At 57.4% G+C, this 17,828-nt stretch carries 18 protein-coding genes; 14 read left to right on the forward strand and 4 right to left on the reverse strand.

What is annotated here, in order from left to right; translation table 11 throughout:
• Window positions 1–178: 178 nt before the first annotated feature.
• Entirely contained in the window at window positions 179–1,249 is a 1,071-nt protein-coding gene (locus PM3016_RS12415; protein ID WP_014369700.1) for a glycoside hydrolase family 53 protein, read from the reverse strand.
• A gap of 804 nt (window positions 1,250–2,053) precedes the next feature.
• Here PM3016_RS12415 and PM3016_RS12420 point away from each other — a divergent pair.
• From PM3016_RS12420 to PM3016_RS12455, 9 genes are all read left to right on the forward strand, one after another.
• Entirely contained in the window at window positions 2,054–2,524 is a 471-nt protein-coding gene (locus PM3016_RS12420; protein WP_014369701.1) for a nuclear transport factor 2 family protein, read from the forward strand.
• A 258-nt stretch (window positions 2,525–2,782) separates the two neighbouring features.
• Window positions 2,783–2,938 carry an ulvan lysase-like protein gene (locus PM3016_RS41570; protein WP_476638826.1) on the forward strand — a complete coding sequence of 52 codons (156 nt, stop codon included), beginning with the start codon at window positions 2,783–2,785 and terminating at the stop codon, window positions 2,936–2,938.
• Between the two features lie 180 nt (window positions 2,939–3,118).
• A complete protein-coding gene (locus PM3016_RS12425; RefSeq protein ID WP_013915925.1) occupies window positions 3,119–4,012 on the forward strand; it encodes an ABC transporter permease in 894 nt (297 codons plus the stop codon).
• 7 nt (window positions 4,013–4,019) lie between these two features.
• Window positions 4,020–4,916: a carbohydrate ABC transporter permease gene (locus tag PM3016_RS12430; RefSeq protein WP_013915926.1), complete on the forward strand. Its 897-nt coding sequence runs from the start codon at window positions 4,020–4,022 to the stop codon at window positions 4,914–4,916.
• A gap of 75 nt (window positions 4,917–4,991) precedes the next feature.
• Window positions 4,992–6,701: a type 2 periplasmic-binding domain-containing protein gene (locus PM3016_RS12435; protein ID WP_014369702.1), complete on the forward strand. Its 1,710-nt coding sequence runs from the start codon at window positions 4,992–4,994 to the stop codon at window positions 6,699–6,701.
• Window positions 6,702–6,789: 88 nt separating this feature from the next.
• Complete coding sequence (locus PM3016_RS12440) at window positions 6,790–8,580, forward strand: cache domain-containing sensor histidine kinase (protein ID WP_041619440.1); 1,791 nt, start codon at window positions 6,790–6,792, stop codon at window positions 8,578–8,580.
• Window positions 8,577–10,190, forward strand: a complete 1,614-nt coding sequence (locus PM3016_RS12445; RefSeq protein ID WP_014369704.1) for a response regulator — start codon at window positions 8,577–8,579, stop codon at window positions 10,188–10,190. Before PM3016_RS12440 ends, PM3016_RS12445 begins: the two co-directional genes overlap by 4 nt.
• Window positions 10,191–10,263: 73 nt before the next feature.
• Window positions 10,264–10,791 (forward strand): histidine phosphatase family protein, encoded by a 528-nt coding sequence (locus PM3016_RS12450; protein WP_014369705.1) that lies wholly within the window; start codon window positions 10,264–10,266, stop codon window positions 10,789–10,791.
• Window positions 10,792–11,120: 329 nt separating this feature from the next.
• Window positions 11,121–11,744: a carboxypeptidase-like regulatory domain-containing protein gene (locus PM3016_RS12455; RefSeq protein ID WP_014369706.1), complete on the forward strand. Its 624-nt coding sequence runs from the start codon at window positions 11,121–11,123 to the stop codon at window positions 11,742–11,744.
• 497 nt (window positions 11,745–12,241) lie between these two features.
• Here the strand turns inward: PM3016_RS12455 and PM3016_RS12460 are convergent, their stop codons facing one another.
• Window positions 12,242–13,060 carry an alpha/beta fold hydrolase gene (locus PM3016_RS12460; RefSeq protein WP_014369707.1) on the reverse strand — a complete coding sequence of 273 codons (819 nt, stop codon included), beginning with the start codon at window positions 13,058–13,060 and terminating at the stop codon, window positions 12,242–12,244.
• A 113-nt stretch (window positions 13,061–13,173) separates the two neighbouring features.
• On the opposite strand from PM3016_RS12460, the gene PM3016_RS12465 reads away from it, so the two are divergent.
• The 4 genes from PM3016_RS12465 (at window position 13,174) to PM3016_RS37320 (ending at window position 15,276) form a co-directional block, all read left to right on the forward strand.
• Complete coding sequence (locus PM3016_RS12465; protein WP_014369708.1) at window positions 13,174–14,130, forward strand: helix-turn-helix transcriptional regulator; 957 nt, start codon at window positions 13,174–13,176, stop codon at window positions 14,128–14,130.
• 22 nt (window positions 14,131–14,152) lie between these two features.
• Window positions 14,153–14,431, forward strand: coding sequence for a DUF2277 domain-containing protein (locus PM3016_RS12470; RefSeq protein ID WP_013915934.1), 279 nt, complete (start codon window positions 14,153–14,155; stop codon window positions 14,429–14,431).
• Between the two features lie 94 nt (window positions 14,432–14,525).
• On the forward strand, window positions 14,526–14,813 hold the full coding sequence (locus PM3016_RS12475; RefSeq protein WP_128758940.1) for a metallophosphoesterase: 288 nt from the start codon (window positions 14,526–14,528) through the stop codon (window positions 14,811–14,813).
• Window positions 14,814–15,024: 211 nt separating this feature from the next.
• Window positions 15,025–15,276, forward strand: coding sequence for a DUF1272 domain-containing protein (locus PM3016_RS37320; RefSeq protein ID WP_013915937.1), 252 nt, complete (start codon window positions 15,025–15,027; stop codon window positions 15,274–15,276).
• 161 nt (window positions 15,277–15,437) lie between these two features.
• Here the strand turns inward: PM3016_RS37320 and PM3016_RS12480 are convergent, their stop codons facing one another.
• Together PM3016_RS12480 and PM3016_RS12485 are read right to left on the reverse strand one after the other, a co-directional pair.
• Window positions 15,438–16,217 (reverse strand): exodeoxyribonuclease III, encoded by a 780-nt coding sequence (locus PM3016_RS12480; protein WP_014369710.1) that lies wholly within the window; start codon window positions 16,215–16,217, stop codon window positions 15,438–15,440.
• Window positions 16,218–16,234: 17 nt separating this feature from the next.
• Entirely contained in the window at window positions 16,235–16,666 is a 432-nt protein-coding gene (locus tag PM3016_RS12485; RefSeq protein WP_013915939.1) for a PilZ domain-containing protein, read from the reverse strand.
• A 245-nt stretch (window positions 16,667–16,911) separates the two neighbouring features.
• Here PM3016_RS12485 and PM3016_RS12490 point away from each other — a divergent pair, with 245 nt between their 5' ends.
• The gene (locus PM3016_RS12490) at window positions 16,912–17,817 is read left to right on the forward strand and encodes an ABC transporter permease (RefSeq protein WP_013915940.1); all 906 of its coding nucleotides are present in this window, start codon (window positions 16,912–16,914) and stop codon (window positions 17,815–17,817) included.
• The last annotated feature ends 11 nt before the right edge of the window (window positions 17,818–17,828 follow it).

A 17,828-nucleotide genomic window follows, 5' to 3' on the forward strand; every position in this document is an offset into this window, starting at 1 on the left:
TTTTTCTTTGCTGTACCCTTAAGAGTAACTCAGACCGCTGACCTTTGCACGCCCTTTTCTTTCCACCCTGCAAAATGCACAGGAAATCGATATTTTGTCGGGGGGGGGGGAGGGACCCTCCCACACGAAAAACACCGTCTCCGCCCCTTCGGCGCAAGACGGTGTTCTCGTATGCTGCTTAGTTCAGGAAGCCATCGAGGGCGACCGTCGGTCTGCCGTTGGTTCCCCAGGCTCCTTTGTTATAACCGCCGTTGTAGCCCGGCGATGCCTCCGGCTCCCAGTAGAAGACGCCGAGGCCTTTGCCGTTCGCAATGCCGCGCACCTTGTTCTTGATGTCGGCGATGAAGCTCTTGGCTGCGGACGCCTGGGTATAATCCATGCCGACCTCGGAGACGATGACTTCTTTGCCGTAGGTGGCGATCATGTCGTTCAGGTTGGCCAGCGTCTGCGTATTCTTCGTGGACCAGTCGGTGCTGGTCGGATACAGCGATACGGCGATGACGTCGAAGTTCGCCCCGTTGCTGATCAGGCCGCCGATGTTCCAGCGGAATACGGCGTTATCGTACCCGTTCGCCAGGTGAACGACCGTCTTGGTCGTGCTGCTCACGGATTTGACCGCGTTATGTCCGGTGTTGACCAGCCAGGCGTAGTTCTTCATGGAGACCGATGCCTTGCCGTCCTCCCAGAGCATGCCGTTGTTCGTCTCGTTGCCTACCTGCACCCACTCCGGCGTAACGCCATAGCTCTTCATCTTGTTCATGACGGACACGGTATGAGCCCAGACGTTGTCCATCAGCCCCTGGAAGGTCAGGGTTTTCCAGGCCGCCGGCTTGTTCTGCTGGCCCGGGTCCGCCCACGAATCGCTGTAGTGCAGGGTGAGCATGACGCGCAGGCCGAGATCCTTGGCGCGCTTGGCCAGCTTGGCCGCATTATCGGCATTCATGTAACCGTTACCGTAATCGCTCATGTTCGGATTCACCCATACGCGGATGCGCACGGAGTCCATCTGGTAGTCCTCTTTGAGAATGCGGAGGATGTCGCGCTGAACGCCGTTCTTGTCATACCAGACCTTGCCCTGGGCTTCCATCCCGGGGACCCAGGAGATATCCGCGCCCTTGGCGAAGGCGGCCGCCGCTTCCGCCTGTGGCAGTGAAGAAGCTTGAGGGACGGCCGCCGCCAGCAGGCAGAAGGTCAGCAGCAGGGCGAAGACGGCAGTCATTTTTTTGCGGAGATTGATGAGTGTGTACATGTGTGGACACCTGGCCTTTCGTTGTTGTGTTATTAAGCGCTTTCATCTCTCTGATGCCTTGCTTTCCTGTCAATGATCACCTCCTGTTCCTTCCACGATCTTACCAACTCTGCAGAGGAGTGCGTACCGTACGAAATAAGAATATCCTGTAATTTTTGTCGATGGGAATGCCCTTTCATGAGGTTCTTCCTGAAATAAAAAGACACTCCCCCCAGCGGCGGAGAGCCGACCGCTCCCGTAGGGTTCAGAGCAAACGTCTTCACATCGCTGCCCGAGGCATTATACGCTTTGACAATCGGGGAGCTGTATTTGGATGACGGATTGAATATCTGTCTCAACTATCTCGATACAATCTGGGAAAAACGGTTTTCTCATCTCGGAAAGCCGTACTGCCCTAGGTGAAGCACGTCGGAAAGCCGTATGCGGGAAAACCGCACGTACGGTTTGATGAGGATGGGGGAATCCCGGCCCTTAACTCTACTTACCGGGGGGGACAGGAAAAGGGAGCTGCAAGATCAGTCTCAGGAATGGTTATCCCTTCATATATTGCATCGCTCTCCAAAAAAGAGCATTTTTTTATTCGTTTAAATCAATGAATTTATGAGTTTAAATGCGTTTGTATAAATGCAATTGATTCAATATGATTGACTTAAAGTCTGTTGTATAAAAAAGGAAGGAGTGTTAAGGGTGGCAGTAACCAACCGGTTGTCAGTCTGCATGTAAATGAAGTTAAGTTCAGTACCCGGTGGATGAGGTATCATCTTTTAACTTAATCTGACAGACCATACAGAGGAGGAAAAAGCAATGAGCGATATTCAGAGCATGGTTGATCGCTTCAAGATCGATGCGCTGCGCGGAGAGTTCACTGACACGGTGATGATGCGCGACCCCGACCGCCTTGCGTCGCTGTTCACGGAGGACGGCGTGTGGCGGATTCCCCCAGTCGTCGAATTCGTTGGCCGGGAACAGATTCGCGCCGGGAGCAAGCGGCTGCAGAGTCAGTGGGACTATTTCGTGCAAACCACGCACCCGGGCACGATCCAGCTCCAGGGCGATACCGCAGTCGGCCGTGCCTACATCTCAGAGCTCGCGCGCCTGCGCGAGGGCAGGAGCGGACTGAACTACGCCGTGTACCATGACCGCTACCAGCGCACAGAGGACGGCTGGAAGTTCTCCGAGCGCGTTTACGAAATCAGATACCTTGACACCACACCGCTTCCGGGAGCGGCGCAGATCGACAAAGAGCTGCTCAAAGAAAACATGAATATGGAATAGCTGATAGGAAAAGCAATCGTATCGGAGGCAGTAGCGCAGGCTTGATGGCTGCTCGCGTATTGGCGGATATTAGTTAATTAAGGAACAACGGAACGGAGCCACGCGGATTTGCGGGCTCCGTTTTCTAATGAATTATGGAATATCACAGTTCTTCATCGCTGCTGGCGGGTCTGCAAGGAATCCACACCGGTTGGACTCTGACAATGATGGCTGCGCCTGCGAGGGACCGGGTCTGGAGTTCATGCTTCCTGACGGAGCGTGAGACAACAGCTGGGGTCCAGAAGCTTTAAGTGGACGTATTGGGGGAGCCGTACCTCTGATGGCTGCCAAGCCTTGCTGGCAGACCGTGATCCGCGGTTTGCGGGAGCGGCTCTTCGCAGCCGATCAGCGCCGCACAGCCGGCATCATCCGTAATTGGGAGGGTTCTCTGAATGAAGTTATCGGCACATGCAGGCGTCCGTTGCCCAGCTGCGGTGTTCGGCGGACCGTCGAATCAAAACGGCCACCACCCAATCAAAACGATATAAAACCAATCGTTGTTGTATGGTTGTTTCCAAGAATCCCCTTTATCATAAAGAAACGAGGGGGATGCTTATGTACGCAAAGGCTTACAAGTACCGCTGGCAGTATCTCATGATTTTACCGGGCGTGGTCCTGCTGTTTCTCTTCCATTACGTACCGATGGCGGGGATTCAGGTCGCGTTCCGGGACTTTCAGATCGGCAGTTCCATCTGGAGCAGCCCCTGGGTGGGCATGGACAATTTTGCGTTCCTGGGGGAAGAGCAGTTCTGGACGGTGGTCCGCAATACGCTGTACATTTCGGTGCTGAAATTCTTCTTCGGATTTCCCGCGCCCATCCTGCTGGCACTTATGATCAACGAGGTCACTCACTCAGCCTTCCGGCGTTTCGTCCAGTCGGTGAGCTACCTGCCGCACTTCTTCTCCTGGATCGTCGTGGCCTACATCCTGCAGGCCTTCCTGACATTGGACGGAGGCCTGGTGAACCAGGCGGTCACCGCGGCAGGCGCGGAGCCGATCTTCTTCCTGGGCTCCACGGAGTGGTTCCGTCCGGTGGTGATCGCGAGCGGCCTGTGGAAGGAGACCGGCTGGAACACCATCCTCTACCTGGCGGCCATTACGACCATCGACCCGCAGCTCTATGAAGCGGCGAAGGTGGAGGGGGCCGGCAAGCTGGCGCAGATCCGCCATATTACGCTGCCGGGCATCATGCCTACGATCTCCATCGTGCTGATCCTCAGCATCCCGAGCCTCATCACCGTCGGCATGGATCAGATCTATCCCTTGATGAACTCGGCCAATATGGAAGTCGCGGACGTTCTGGATACCTATGTTCTCCGCAGCGGGCTGCAGCAGGGCTATTTCGGCATGGCGACCGCGGTCGGCCTGCTCTCCTCGGTGATCAGCCTGGTGCTGGTCGTCACGACCAACCAGCTGTCCAGAAGAATGAACGGCGAAGGGCTGTGGTGACAAGCATATGAGACCGAATGCAGCCGAAACCGTCATCCAATCGCTGATCGTCGCTCTGCTGTCCCTGATGTGCCTGTCCGTGCTCTATCCGTTCCTGTACATGCTGGCGATCTCCCTCAACGAGGGGGCGGATGCCGCCAAGGGAGGCGTGTACCTGCTGCCGCGCGCTTTCACTCTCCTGAATTATGAGATCGTGCTGGGTAATGAGGTCATCCGCCATGCGTATCTCATTACGATCGCCAGGACCGCAGCGGGCACCGTATCCGGTCTGTTCGTCACGCTACTTGTGGCTTTCGGGCTGTCCTACAGGGGGCTGCCGCTCCGGGGAGTGATCCTCAGCTATATCCTGATCACCATGCTGTTCAACGGAGGACTGGTTCCGTACTACATTCAGCTGAACAACCTGGGGCTCCTCAACACGTTCTGGGTCTACATTCTGCCGGGCATGTTCTCGGTCTGGAATATGTTCGTCATGCTGAAGTTCATTCAAGGCATTCCCGAAGCGCTGATCGAATCGGCGGAGATGGACGGGGCCGGGCCGGTGCGCGTGCTCCTGCAAATCATCATTCCGCTCTCGAAGCCGATGCTCGCCGCCCTGGGACTCTTTACGGCGGTCGGCCACTGGAACGACTGGTTCACCGGCGCCTTCTTCGTGACCGACCAGTCGCTGATTCCCGTCCAGACCTTCCTGCAGCAGCTGCTCGCGGCTTCGGATATCTCTGCCGTCCTCGGCTCGAATACGAACCAGGAGGCGCTGGCCCGCAGCTCCCAGATGCAGAATATTACGCTGATGTCGATCAAGATGGCGGTTGTAATGGTGAGTGCGCTGCCGATCCTGTGCGTGTATCCGTTCCTCCAGAAATATTTTGTGAAGGGCGTGCTCGTCGGGTCGGTGAAGGGGTAGGACAGTGTTCAGCCCATGATGTGAAATACGGCAGTATCCATATACCAAAACAGGCAGAGACAGGGAGGAACGGAGATGCGTTTCAAGACGACAGGCAAACAGTGGGGAGCCTTGACGCTGGCCGCCATGCTGGCGGTATCCGCAGGATGTTCGGGTGCGGGAGAGAGCGGGAGCGGGAACAGCAATCCGTCGGCCGATACGGGCAAAGGAGCCTCGGAGGCTCCGGCGGGCGGCAGTACGAGCGCGTTCGAGCTGTGGCTGGGCTGGTCGGCGACGATCAACAACAACAGCCTGATCCAGAAGTATTGGAAGGAGAAGGAGCCGGGCGTCGAGGTGAAGCTCGAAGCGACGCAGGGGGATGCGACGACTGCGCTCAACCTGCGGATCAATACGGGCGGCTTCAAGGACGCGGCCATCTTCAGCCGCAGCGAGACGGTCAAGAGTGCGATGGACCGCTCCAAACTGCTTATGCCTCTCGAGCAGTACTTCACCATGCCGGAGAAGTACCCGGGCCTCGCCTCCATCCCGAAGAAGTATCTGGACCGGATGAAGGATAAGGACGGACATATCTGGTCCATTCCGACGTGGTTTGATCAGAATCCGGACGATCCGTGGCCGGGCTGGTCTTCGGTGGGTTGGACGGTCCGCTCGGATCTGCTCGAGCAGACCGGCATGAAGGCGGAGGATCTGGCCACGCTCGAAGGCGTCGAGGCGTTCCTGAAGAAAGCGGCCGGACTCAAGGATGCGTCGGGCAAGCCGATTCTTCCCCTTTCGTTCCTGATGGACCCGAACAGCACGCTCGGCTGGAGCGACGAGAACGCCGTGATGAGCGCCTTCGGCGTGACGACCGGCGGGGCGGGAATCGAGAAGAAGGGCGGCGAGTTCGTTTTCGCCTACGATGATCCGAATTATAAGGCCGCCTATCATTGGCTGAACCGGATGTACCGCGAGAAGCTGATCGACCCCGAGGTCGTGACGAACAAGAAAGAACAGTACCAGGAGAAGAATAAAGCCGGCCGGATCGCGATGAATGTGGGAAGCTTCTGGAATATCCCTGCGTCCGCCTGGGAGACGCTCGACGGTCCTACAGAGCCCGGGTGGTACTATCAAGTGATTCCCTTCCCCAAAGTGCCGGGCGTTGAGAAGATCGGTTCGAATCAGGTCGTGAACCCGTACCCGGGCTACGATGTCTATATCAACAAGAACACCAAGAATCTGGAGGCGATCCTGACATTCTTCGATTACACCCTGCAGCCGAAGCCGGAGCAGCAGCATGTCATCAACGAGGGGCCTCCCGGTCTGTATTGGAATTGGACGGATGGGCCGCTCGGCAAGTGGAAGTTCACGGACGAGGCCTACAAGAAGGACCGCAACGCGGGGGACGTGGCCCAGAAGGCCAAGGTGACGCCCGAGCTCTACATGACTTCCTCCTTCAGCAGCAAGTGGTACCCTTGGTGGAATACGGCGGAGGCGGAGAAGAAAGGGGCGGCCAAGACCGTGCAGTTCACGGAAGCGATTGCGAAGATGGGCGGCGTGCGCAATGCGCATTCGCACGACCTGGTTCAGACGAAGCAGGGCGGTGTCATGGAGAAGTATGCGCCGGAGCTGGAGAATATCCGCAAGGAGTACCGGGGCAAGCTGCTGATGGCCAAGGACGATGCCCAGTTCGAAGCGGCCTGGCAGGCGTTCCGGGATGCGCTGGAGAAGCGCGGCCACTGGAGCGAGGTGAAGCAGGAGTGGCGGGAATCCTATCAGGCGGATATCCAGGCGAACGGTGAGTTCTAGTATAATGAAGGAGCAGCCCCTTACATAGGGGGTGCTCCGTTTGATGTTCGCGGGAAGGTCCGCCAGTAACGGGAACGGGAGGAAGCAGATGCTTAGACAGCATATCGAGAAAACCATCATCCGCCTGACCCGCCCCATGAACCTCAAGGGCAAATTCGTTCTTCTCTACGGCCTTATTGTCTTCCTGCCAACGGCCCTGCTGGCAGTCGGAGCCGGGTATCTGGCGCTTCACCACACGAGGGCCAACTATATGCTCACGATCGAGGAAGCGGTCCGCCAAAGCGCCAGAAGCATCGAATTCAAGAAGCAGAGCTATGATCTGCTTGCGGTCCGGACGGCCACCGACGGCGAGCTGATCTCCAGGCTCTCCCGCGATTATGCGGACATGTTCGAGCAGGTGGAGACCGTCGAATACGTGGACCGCTCCTTCCAGTATACGGCCAAATACCTGCCGGGCATCGAGGACTTCCGGATCTATCACGCGAACGCCTCGCTGGTTCAGGACGGCGGGCTGCTGTGGAAGCCGGAAGGCCGCATGCTGTCCGGCCAGAAGGAGAAGCTCTGGTTCGACCGGACGCTGGCTTCTCCGGAGGCCATGAGCTGGACCAACGCGCAGGGCGACAGGTCGAAGCTTGTGGTCACGCAGAAAATCTTTGCCGGCTCCGGCGATCCCTACGGAGTCGTCTACATGCTGCTCGACTATAACGCGGTCTTCGCGGAACCGTTCCGGCACCCCTTCGGCGGAGCGGGCGAGCTGTACATCGTAGACAGCGGCGGGCATATTATCGCCTCCTCGGAGCCGGGCGAGATCGGGGAGCCCCTCGCCGGTTCCGCCCTGCAGCCCTACTGGGACCGGCAGAATCAGGAGGCTTCGCGGGGAACGGGCAAGCTGCTGGTCACCAGCCGGCTCGCTTCCGGCTGGACCGTCGCCGCCCTGGTCCACCTGGACCGGATGGAAGAGCAGTCGAGACGCATCTTCCTCGCGGTGGGCATCGGAATCGCTTTCTTCCTGCTGCTGTCCACCTTCCTGATCCTGACCGTGCTGCGCAACATCGTCTGGCGCATCCGCAAGCTGGGGATGCGGATGACGGATATCTCGGACGGGGTGTTCGAGGTGACCGTAAGCAGCAGGGACCGCGACGAGCTTGGCGAGCTCGAGATCCTGTTCAATCAGATGTCCGGCCGTCTGGGCCGGCTGGTGGAAGAGAGCACGCAGGCCGGCCTGAAGGAACGCGAGCAGTCGTTCAAGGCGCTGCAGGCCCAGATCAACCCCCATTTTATCTACAATTCGCTCAGTCTGGTCCGCTGGCGGGCCATGGATCTGAAGGATGAGATGCAAGTTCGCATCATTGATGCCATGACGACCTTCTACCGTCTCGCCCTGAATAACCGGGACAACATTACGCTGTTTCGGGAGGAGCTCGAGCACCTTAAGGCGTATATCGAGATCCAGCAGCTGCGGTATCCGAATCGGGTTACGGTGGAGTGGCGGGTGGAGCCCGGGGTGCTGGACCTCTTCACGATCAAAATGCTGCTGCAGCCGGTTGTGGAGAACTGCTATCTGCACGGCAGCATCATGAGAGCAAAGGACGCCCTCCTGCGGATCACCATATATCAATCGCAGGATAGCGTACATATAGAGATCTACGATAACGGCAAGGGAATCCGCAAGGAGGTATTGGAACGCATTCAAGCATGCGCCTACGGGGGAACCGGCAACGGATTCGGCATGAACAATATCCGGGAGCGGCTGGGGCTGTATTTCGGTTCGAAGGCCCGGTTCGCCATAGACAGCGTCGAAGGCGAGTGGACGGCCGTATCCATAGATATCCCGGTTTGCAGGGAGCGTCCTGAGCTGATTCGTGGGGGTGGAGGATGATTCGCGTATTGATTGTGGATGACGAACCGCTGCATATCGAAGGACTCGTCCGGCATATCGATTGGGAGAAGCTGGGCTATGCGCCTCCCCTTACGGCGGAGTCGGGCGAGGAAGCGCTGGCCATACTGGGTGAAGCGCAGGTGGATGTGCTGGTTACGGACGTGTCGATGCCGGAGATGACGGGCATCGAGCTGCTCGCCAGGTGCCGGTCCGACTACCCGCATCTGGGATCGATCCAGACGCTGATGATCAGCGGGTATGATGAATTTGAATTCGTGCAGGAAGCGATTCATCTCGGGGTCAAGGCGTACGTGCTCAAACCCATCAAGACGGAGGAGATGGAGGAGAAGCTGGCGGCCTTCCGGACGGCCATCGAGAGGAAGCAGCAGATCGAACGGGAGACGGAGGCCCTGAAGGAAAAGGTGACCGGGAGCCTCGAGGTCCTGCACGACCGCTTCGTAGGGGACCTGATCGAGGGACGACTCCAGAACGGGGACATGGCCGGTTCGTGGAGCCGCCTTCTGGAGCTGCCGGCGGAGCCGTGGCTGTTCCGCCTGTTTCTGTTCGGCTACGACCGGCTCCATGATTGGCCGCAGCAGGATGCCCGGCAGCGCATTCTGCTCAGCGAGGGGCTGATGCGGGCGGTGCGGGTGGGCCTGTCCGGCCTCCCGGGGACCTATATCGGAAGAACGGGGGCCGACGAGGCGGTGGTGATCCACCTGAACGCTTCGCCGGCGGACCGGGCCCGCATCGAGAAGCAGCTGTCGTTCGTTCAGGAGGTCATCCGGGAGCAGTATGCCGCTTCCCTCACCATCGGGGTGAGCCGGGAATGCAGCAGGTGGGAGGAGGCTCCGCTCCTCCTGAAGGAAGTGAAACATATGGTGAATGGGGCCAGAGGTGCCGGCGGCGGGCTCATTCATTACTTCGACCGGCTGGAAGCGACGGATTACCATGAGTTTCAGCTGCGGGAGGAGAATATCCCCGAGATGCTCCGGCTCTTGGAGAAGGGGGAGGGCGATCAGGCGGTCCTCACCTTCAACCATGCCTTCGACCTGCTGCTGATGAAGAGCCCCGTATCCTTTTCCTACGTTCAGGCCTTCGGGATGGGGCTGCTCAGCGAGCTGGCGCGGAAGTTCAAACGGCCCAAGGAAGACGACGGCGAGATCAACATCCGGATGTGGCAGAGGCTGATCGACTGTACGGGCACCGCGGAGATTCGGGAAGTGCTGCTGGATGAATTGTCGCGGTATGCCCGGATGCAGCAGAAGGAACGGGCGGCGCAGCAGCACCATCTGATCCATAACATCACCCGATACCTGGAAGATCACCTGCTCGATCAGGTGACCGTCAAGCAGCTGGGGGAGCAGTTCCAGCTCAATCCGAGCTACCTCAGCGTGCTCTTCAAGAAGGAGACCGGCAGGACCATCTCCGACTTTGTGCAGGAGCTGCGTATGAACCGGGCCAAGGCGCTGCTGCGCGATCCGCATATGAAGGTGTATGAGGTCGCGGAGCAGGTAGGGTATCAGACCACCGCGTATTTTGCCTATTTGTTCAAAAAAACCACCGGGTTCACGCCGCAGGAGTTCAGGGACTATCATTATGAAGAATAAACTCGAGGCGGCAGGAGGACATCCGTGCTAAACTCACCTTATGTAGTCATACAGAAAAAGGAGAGAAGCCTCCATGATCTATGTCGTCCGGCACGGGCAGACCGATTGGAACAAAGAAGGAAGGCTGCAGGGCAGGAGAGGACTGCCGCTGAACGAGACCGGCATCCGGCAGGCCGAGGAGGTCAGGGACCGGCTGCGGGAGATCCGCTTCGATGCGGTCTTCTCCTCCCCGCAGGAGAGGGCGGTTCAAACCGCGGAGATCGCAGGGGGCAAGCGGGCGATCGTGGATCCCCGGCTGGATGTCTTCGATCTCGGGGAAGCGGACGGCCTGCGCAGGGAGGAAGTCCGCTTGGCGGGTGCTGTTCCCGACCCCGGGTTATATGCGGGGGTGGAAGAGATCCGCAGCTTCATCGGGCGGGTATTCGCCTTCATGCGGGAGCTGGAGTCGCAGGTTGACGTAAGAGAGGCGAACGTTCTGCTGTCGGGGCACCGCTGTACGACGGGGGCTATCGGTGCGTATTACGAAGGCATCCCGGAGGATGGCAATATCCTGAGGTACTCCTCGGGGAACGGGAAATTCAAGGTGTATCCTGTACGGTAACAAGGATGAAGGGGACGCCGATCCGGCATCCCCTCAGTCTACTAGGCTTGTCAAGATTGCCGTTTCAGTCCTTTAATCACAAATATCACTAAATTGGAATCATCCACCGGATCCTCCATCATGGACGGGTCCATTTTTCGTTAATGATAGAGTGATTCTTTAGGCCGTTCGCACGGTAAGAAACAATGCGCTTATTTCACTTTTCATGTCTCCGATGAACAAGAGTTTCATAAAATACGCTTTAGTATTTTTTCGTACCCATATATAGTATGGTTTCCATAAAGGCCCATTAACTTTTTGCATAACTTTACATAAGGGAGGCAGCACAAATGACTGCATTTACATTTCTCAAACAAACCACATGTGTTGTACTAGGCGTCTTTTTATTATCGGGTACTTCTGTATTGGCTGCTTCAGAGAAATCTGTTCCAGAGCAGCTGGCCTCTATGGTAGCGCAGATTCAGGAACTAAGTAAGAAGATAGATCTATTCGAACACACGCTTGTTAAAAAATCGGACTTTGAAGCATTAAAGCAAACGGTTGCCGCACAACAAAAAGCAATAGATGAATTGCGAAACAACAATCATCCTACCCCTCCATCTCAAGCGCCTGTTGTTAAATTTAAATTAAAGGTCACGGACAATGTTTGGGAACTAACGCCCCTGCCTAATATCAGAGTAATAGTAAATGATGCGACCGGCACCAAGAGATATACCGCTATATCCGGTGCAGATGGCAAAGTTGCTTTTGATCTTCCTCCCGGGCAATACTGGTATACCTATGAAGTCCTTGATGCGAATGGCGAGGTTATAGAGACTACTGCTGTCCGCAATATGCTTGAAGGAAACGTATACGTGGATCAAGCTGCCATGCTGGAATGGAACAATATGGAGAAACTTCTTTCAGTACCTATGATTTTTTACACCGATCCGCAATATGTAAAGCAAGATTAGTTAGTAGGCCGCTTTATCCGGGGTGGTCACTGGTCATCAAAATGAAGTCGTTTGGGGGATTGGCATGAATGATAAAAGGGTTGTACGAAGCCCATAGGCCCCATATTATTGGCAAATCATCCACATGCTCATGCGGCTATTTATTTTCATGACCCCAATGGAAATTCACTTGAATTCATAGGCCCTGTCGAGCTTGATTCATCTCAAGAAACTCAATCGATGATCTAGAAGCATGGGAAGAAAGGAGAAGAAAGTAATCTAGTTCGGTCCATTCTGGGGACAAGAACATATATGTCCTCAGAAAATGGACCGTCCGCGTCCAAAACTTGGGACAGATCTGGCTGCAGGTGACCTGGCACCAGTCCAATAACCCCACACCGGAGCCGATCAAGTACTCCGGTTGGCGGGGTTATTGAAGTGCCGGAGGTTTAATCCAGAAGTTAGCGGTGGAAGTGTGGGAGAGGTTAGCCCAGCTGAATCTGGCCCCTGGGTCAAGCTCAGACTGCAAGCCCCTCGAGAAATTCCCTCACGGCGCGGCAGTAACCGCCCAGATCATCCGTATGGACGCCATGCCCCGTATCGAATACGGCCAGCCGGGCGCCGGGGCGGCGGGACACCATCCGCTCGGCTTGGGCCTCGTCCATGACAAAGCTGTGCCTGCCGTGGATCAGCAGGATGGGGCAGGCGGAGGAGAGCCAGTCGTCCCACCACTCTCCGTTGCAGTTCTCCTGGGAGATGCGCATGCCTGGCAGATCGCAGCGCAGGCCCCAGCCCCGCTCGTCTTCGAAGGAGCCTTCGATGAAATAATCGATGCTCTTCAGGCCGGCCTGCTTCAGCGCCTCGCGGAGTTCCCTCAAGGAGCCGGTGCGCTCGGGCAGCTTCCCGGCGAAGCTCAGGTCAGCCTGAATCTCGGCACCGATATCTTCGACGATCACGGCCTTCACCAGCTCGGGATAGCGTGCCGCAAACTGATACGCATTGAGTCCGCCTAGGGAATGGCCGAGCAGGGTAACCGGCCGGCCGCCCAGCACGGTGCGGATGAAGGCGAGAATGTCGCCGATATAGCTCTCCCGGGAGTAATCCCGGTCCTCCGGGTGTTCGCTCCAGCCGTGACCGCGCTGATCCAGGCTGATCACGCGCCAGTCCGCAAACTTCGCCGCCACCTCCGAGAAGGTCCTCGCATTCCCCATGTGTCCATGCAGCAGGAGCAGCACGTTATCGCTCTCCCCGCCGTAATCGAGGTAAGAGAGCTGGAGCGATCCGGACGGAAAGCATTTGCGGACTCCGCAGGGGTGGTATGTTTGAACAGATAGCATAGTATATTCCTCCTTTAGTGGGTTAACAGGGGTCATCTGGTCTTGACTTCTTCTTGAATGTAACAGACAATAGTGACAATTCATGTCACGATCATAAAAAAATGGAGCCGCGTATGTCCAAATCCAAACGACTCATGGAACTCATGATGGCCGTCAACCGGAAGCGCAAATTTACCGTCAAGGAGCTCGCCGGAGAGTTCGGCGTGTCGCCGCGGACGATCCTGCGCGACCTGCAGGAGCTGAGCGAGCTGGGGGTTCCGCTCTACTCCGAGGTGGGTCCTCATGGTGGGTACCAGGTGCTGAAGCAGCGGATTCTGCCTCCGATCGCATTCTCCGAGGACGAAGCAGTCGCGGTTTTCTTTGCGGTGCATGCGCTGCGGCACTATGCTTCCCTTCCCTTCGAGACGGAGTCTTCCTCGGCGCTGAACAAATTCTATTACTACATGCCGCAGGACACGCGGGACCGGATTGACCAGATGAAGCAGCGGGTGGACTTCGTGACCCCGGCGAGGCAGGCTTCCTCCCCGTACTTATCCCTTCTGCTGGAAGCGGCCATCCGTCAGCAGGTGCTGCTGGTCGATTACGAATCCCGGGGGCAGCGTTCCCGGCGGGAGCTCCAGCCTGTCGGCATCTACACGCGGGACGGCCTGTGGTACTGTCCCGCCTACTGCTTCCGCAGCGGAGAGCTTCGGGTGTTCCGGTGCGACCGGATGCATGCCGTCGAGCCTTCGGATACCGAGCCTGTGGAGCTGCGGCATGTCCACCTGGAGAACCGGCTGCACGAGCAGCGTGCCCCGGTGGAGCAGGAGGCTGTCACCATCTTGGCGGAGCTGACTCCGGCGGGGGTGCAGGCGTGTGAGGCGGCACCCTGGCCCGACCCCCGGCTGCATCTGCGCGAAGACGGGAGCGGGTGGCTGGAGGGGGAGATTGCGAAGCGGGACCTGCCGTATTTTGCACAGTTTTTCATCGGGTTGGGGCTGGATATCACGGTGAAGCAGCCGCCGGAGCTGCTGGAGGCCATTCGGACGAAGCTGGCTGAGCTTACGGCCAAGTATAAGCCATGCAAATGACCATAAGAGAGGAAGATGGCCCATGTGCCGCAATATCAAAACCTTGTTTAACTTCGAGCCGCCCGCGACCGAGGAGGAGATCCAGGCCGCCGCGCTGCAGTTCGTACGCAAGATCTCGGGCTTCCAGACTCCGTCGAAGGCGAATGCGGACGCGTTCCACCTCGCTGTAGAAGAAGTGACGGCCGCCGCCCGGAAGCTTATGGGGACCCTGGTCACGCAGGCGGAGCCGCGCAGCCGTGAGGCGGAGGCCGAGCGGGCACGGGCGCGCAATGCCAAGCGGTTCGGGACGGGAGAGGAGTAGGCGGGGAACCACCAGCTATATCAAAGTGTATGAGGCTGCCTGCAGGATCGGCGGTCTTTTTTCGCGCACGGTGAAAGATATCATACTGATTTTAATGATTTTGCAATGGATGCTCCCGCCGGGTTATGCGGAGGCTGCGGCTTTATTCGCTGACCGGGAGGAGCCGATCTGCTTTGGCCATTATCATCCCGTTCACTTCTTCGGGGCGACGGCGCCCCTGTTTCTGAACCCGGGCTCGCTGGGGTGTAATCATCAGCCGCTGGCCCGCTTGGCGTTAGTCGAAGTGGACGACAAGGGAACCCTTGAGCTCATGGCCGCCGGCTGCGACAATACCGGATTCTTAAGGTCTTATGACGTGCTGCAAGTTCCGGACGGGAGTTGATTCGGAAGATTTTTCATGGCGGACAGCGCCCTTAGCGTATCCTTCTCCAAAATGGTACACCCCTTTGCTGCAAAAGTGGATCTTTTCGTCATACCGCTGATCTGGTTGAATAGGAATACCCCGATAGCGAGGGGGACGGCATGAATACCCGTTCCGGATCAACAGGGAGCGCGTGCCGGTATTACCGGAAGACGGAGACGGAGGTATGGCCATGGGACTCGAGATGAGAGACCGCTGTGAAACCTGTACGAAGGCGCTAGACCGTACATCGACCGCCTACATCTGCACGCATGAGTGCACCTTCTGCCCCGAATGCACGGAGGCGGTGCACCATGTATGCCCCAACTGCGGCGGAGAGCTGGTGAAGAGGCCGAGAAGCGGACCGGCCGTAACCAGCTGCCCGTTCCGCTCGCAGTCGGTGCATAGTGCCGCAGGTCATGCGGGGTACCGGATCCCCGATTGAACGCGGTCACTGAGCCATCTGTGGACGGACCCCGAATAGCCTGTACATGGGGCAGTTCCGGAGGCTTGAACTGTCCGTCCATTTCATGGAATAAGCACGAAAACTCAAAAACACCCCCTCTCCGATACGCACCGGATAGGGGGTGTTCTTGTGCTGCCGCTTTAGACGTCGACCGCAGCTGCCTGCGGCACTTCGGCCAGAGTCAGAACGACCGGGCAGTGGTCGCTGCCCAGCACATGCGCGTGGATCTGCGCGTCCTGCAGGGAGGGGGCGAGCCGGGCGGAGGCAAGGAAGTAGTCGATACGCCATCCGACGTTCCGCTCCCGCACCTTCGGCATGTTCGACCACCAGGTGTAGGCGTCCGTCTGCTCGGGATAGAAGTGGCGGAACGTATCGATGAACCCGGCCCCGAGCAGGTCGGTCATCTTCTGCCGCTCCTCGGCGGTGAAGCCGGAGTTGCCGCGGTTGCCCTTGGCATTCTTGAGGTCGATCTCCTCGTGGGCGACATTGAGGTCCCCGCACAGGATGACCGGCTTCACGGCATCGAGTCCGGCGATATAGCGGCGGAACCGGTCCTCCCACTCCAGCCGGTAGTCCAGCCTGGACAAGTCCCGCTTGGCATTCGGCGTGTAGACCGTTACGAGATAGAAGCCGTCGAACTCGAGCGTGATGATGCGCCCCTCCGGCTCGGAGTCCTCTTCGAGGCCATAGCGCACGCTGAGCGGCTTAACCTTGGTGAAGACGGCGGTGCCGGAGTAGCCCTTCTTCTCCGCATAGTTCCAGTATTGATGATAATCCGGGTAGTCCAGTGCGATCTGGCCTTCCTGCAGCTTCGTTTCCTGGACGCAGAAGATATCCGCATCCGTCTGCGCGAAGTACTCGCTGAATCCTTTATTGACGCAGGCCCTCAGGCCGTTCACGTTCCATGAGACAAGCTTCATCGTTTGTAATAATCTCCTTACTGCTGCGAATGGTTGCTGGGTACCGGCTGCGGTACGGCTTCGTACCGGGCGGACCAAGGCTTGGTCATGACGGCCGCCTGTGTTCTCAGGCGGTGCTCTCCCGTCAGGCTCTCGTGCGTCAGGAAGCGGTTCAGCGCATTGGAGATCGACAGGAACTGCACGCCGTACAGGAAGCCGGTCTCGGTGTGCTCCTTCCAGACGATCTTCCCGTGCATTTCGCCGAACAGTGCGTTCTCGAACTTCAGTACATAGTCTCCGTGTGCCGGGAAGTTTAACGAACACTTGAAGGACAGTCCCGTCAGGGAGATGTCCTTCAGTTCGATGAAGGTCCGCCGCGTCTTCGTCTCTTTGTTCTGGATGCTATGTATGGATAAGGACAGATCCAGCGCGGTGGTGGACCGTTGATGCTGCCGATTTTCGTGGGACATGATGCATTCTCCTTCTGAGGTCGTGTGCGTGCCAGCCGATTCGTTTTAGTGAACTGTAGATCAAATATATCAAAAATCACGAAAATTGTCCTGTAATATTAGGGAATCTTTAGGTTCAACGGCCTATAAACCGCGAAATGTTAAAAAAGTGTGAGGTCAACAAAAGACACCGGAAGTCAACAGGCTCCACTAGGAAGGCTCCCAGGGGCAGTTCTATAATGAACCGTAAGAGGAGGAGACAGGACATGAACGCCAATCTCAAAGGATTCGTACGTAACATCCCGCTTCATCTCATGCTCGTTCCCGGGCTGATCGTGATCCTGATTTACAACTATATCCCGATGGCGGGGCTCATCATAGCCTTCCAGGATTTCTCGCCGATCGGAGGCTTCCGGGTCATGAACTGGGTGGGGCTCGATAATTTCAAGTATCTCTTCGAGCTGCCGGGCTTCTATCAGGTGGTCTGGAACACCGTCTTTATCTCCGTTATGAAAATCATCGCGGGTCTGACCGTCCCGGTCCTGGTGGCCCTGCTGCTCAATGAAGTCCGTTCGTCGGGGTTCAAGCGCTCGGTGCAGACCATTATCTATATGCCCCACTTTTTCTCCTGGGTCGTGCTTGCGGGGATCCTGATCGACGTGCTGTCGCCGAGCGGCGGTCTCGTCAACATGGCGCTGAAGGCCGCGGGCTACCCTCCGATTCAGTTTCTCGCGAGCAACGACTGGTTTCCTTACGTGCTGGTGATCAGCGACCAATGGAAGGAATTCGGCTTCGGCACCATCATCTATCTGGCGGCGCTGACGAGCATCGACAGCTCGCTGTACGAAGCGGCCGTCATGGACGGGGCCGGGCGGTGGAAGCAGACCTGGCATATCACGCTGCCGGGCATCCGCCCGATCATGATCCTGATGCTGACGCTGAGCCTGGGGAATGTTCTGAACGGAGGCTTCGACCAGGTGTTCAACCTGTACAATCCGCTGGTCTACGAATCGGGGGACATTCTCGATACGATGATCTACCGGATCGGCCTGCAGGATGCCCAGTATTCCGTCTCGACGGCGCTCGGGCTCATCAAGTCGGTGGTATCCTTCCTGTTCATCGGGCTCGGGTATTATCTGGCCTACCGCATTGCGAATTACCGGATTTTCTAACAAGGAAAGGA

The sequence above is a fragment of the Paenibacillus mucilaginosus 3016 genome (genome assembly GCF_000250655.1).
GTDB classification, from domain to species: Bacteria; Bacillota; Bacilli; order Paenibacillales; family NBRC-103111; genus Paenibacillus_G; species Paenibacillus_G mucilaginosus.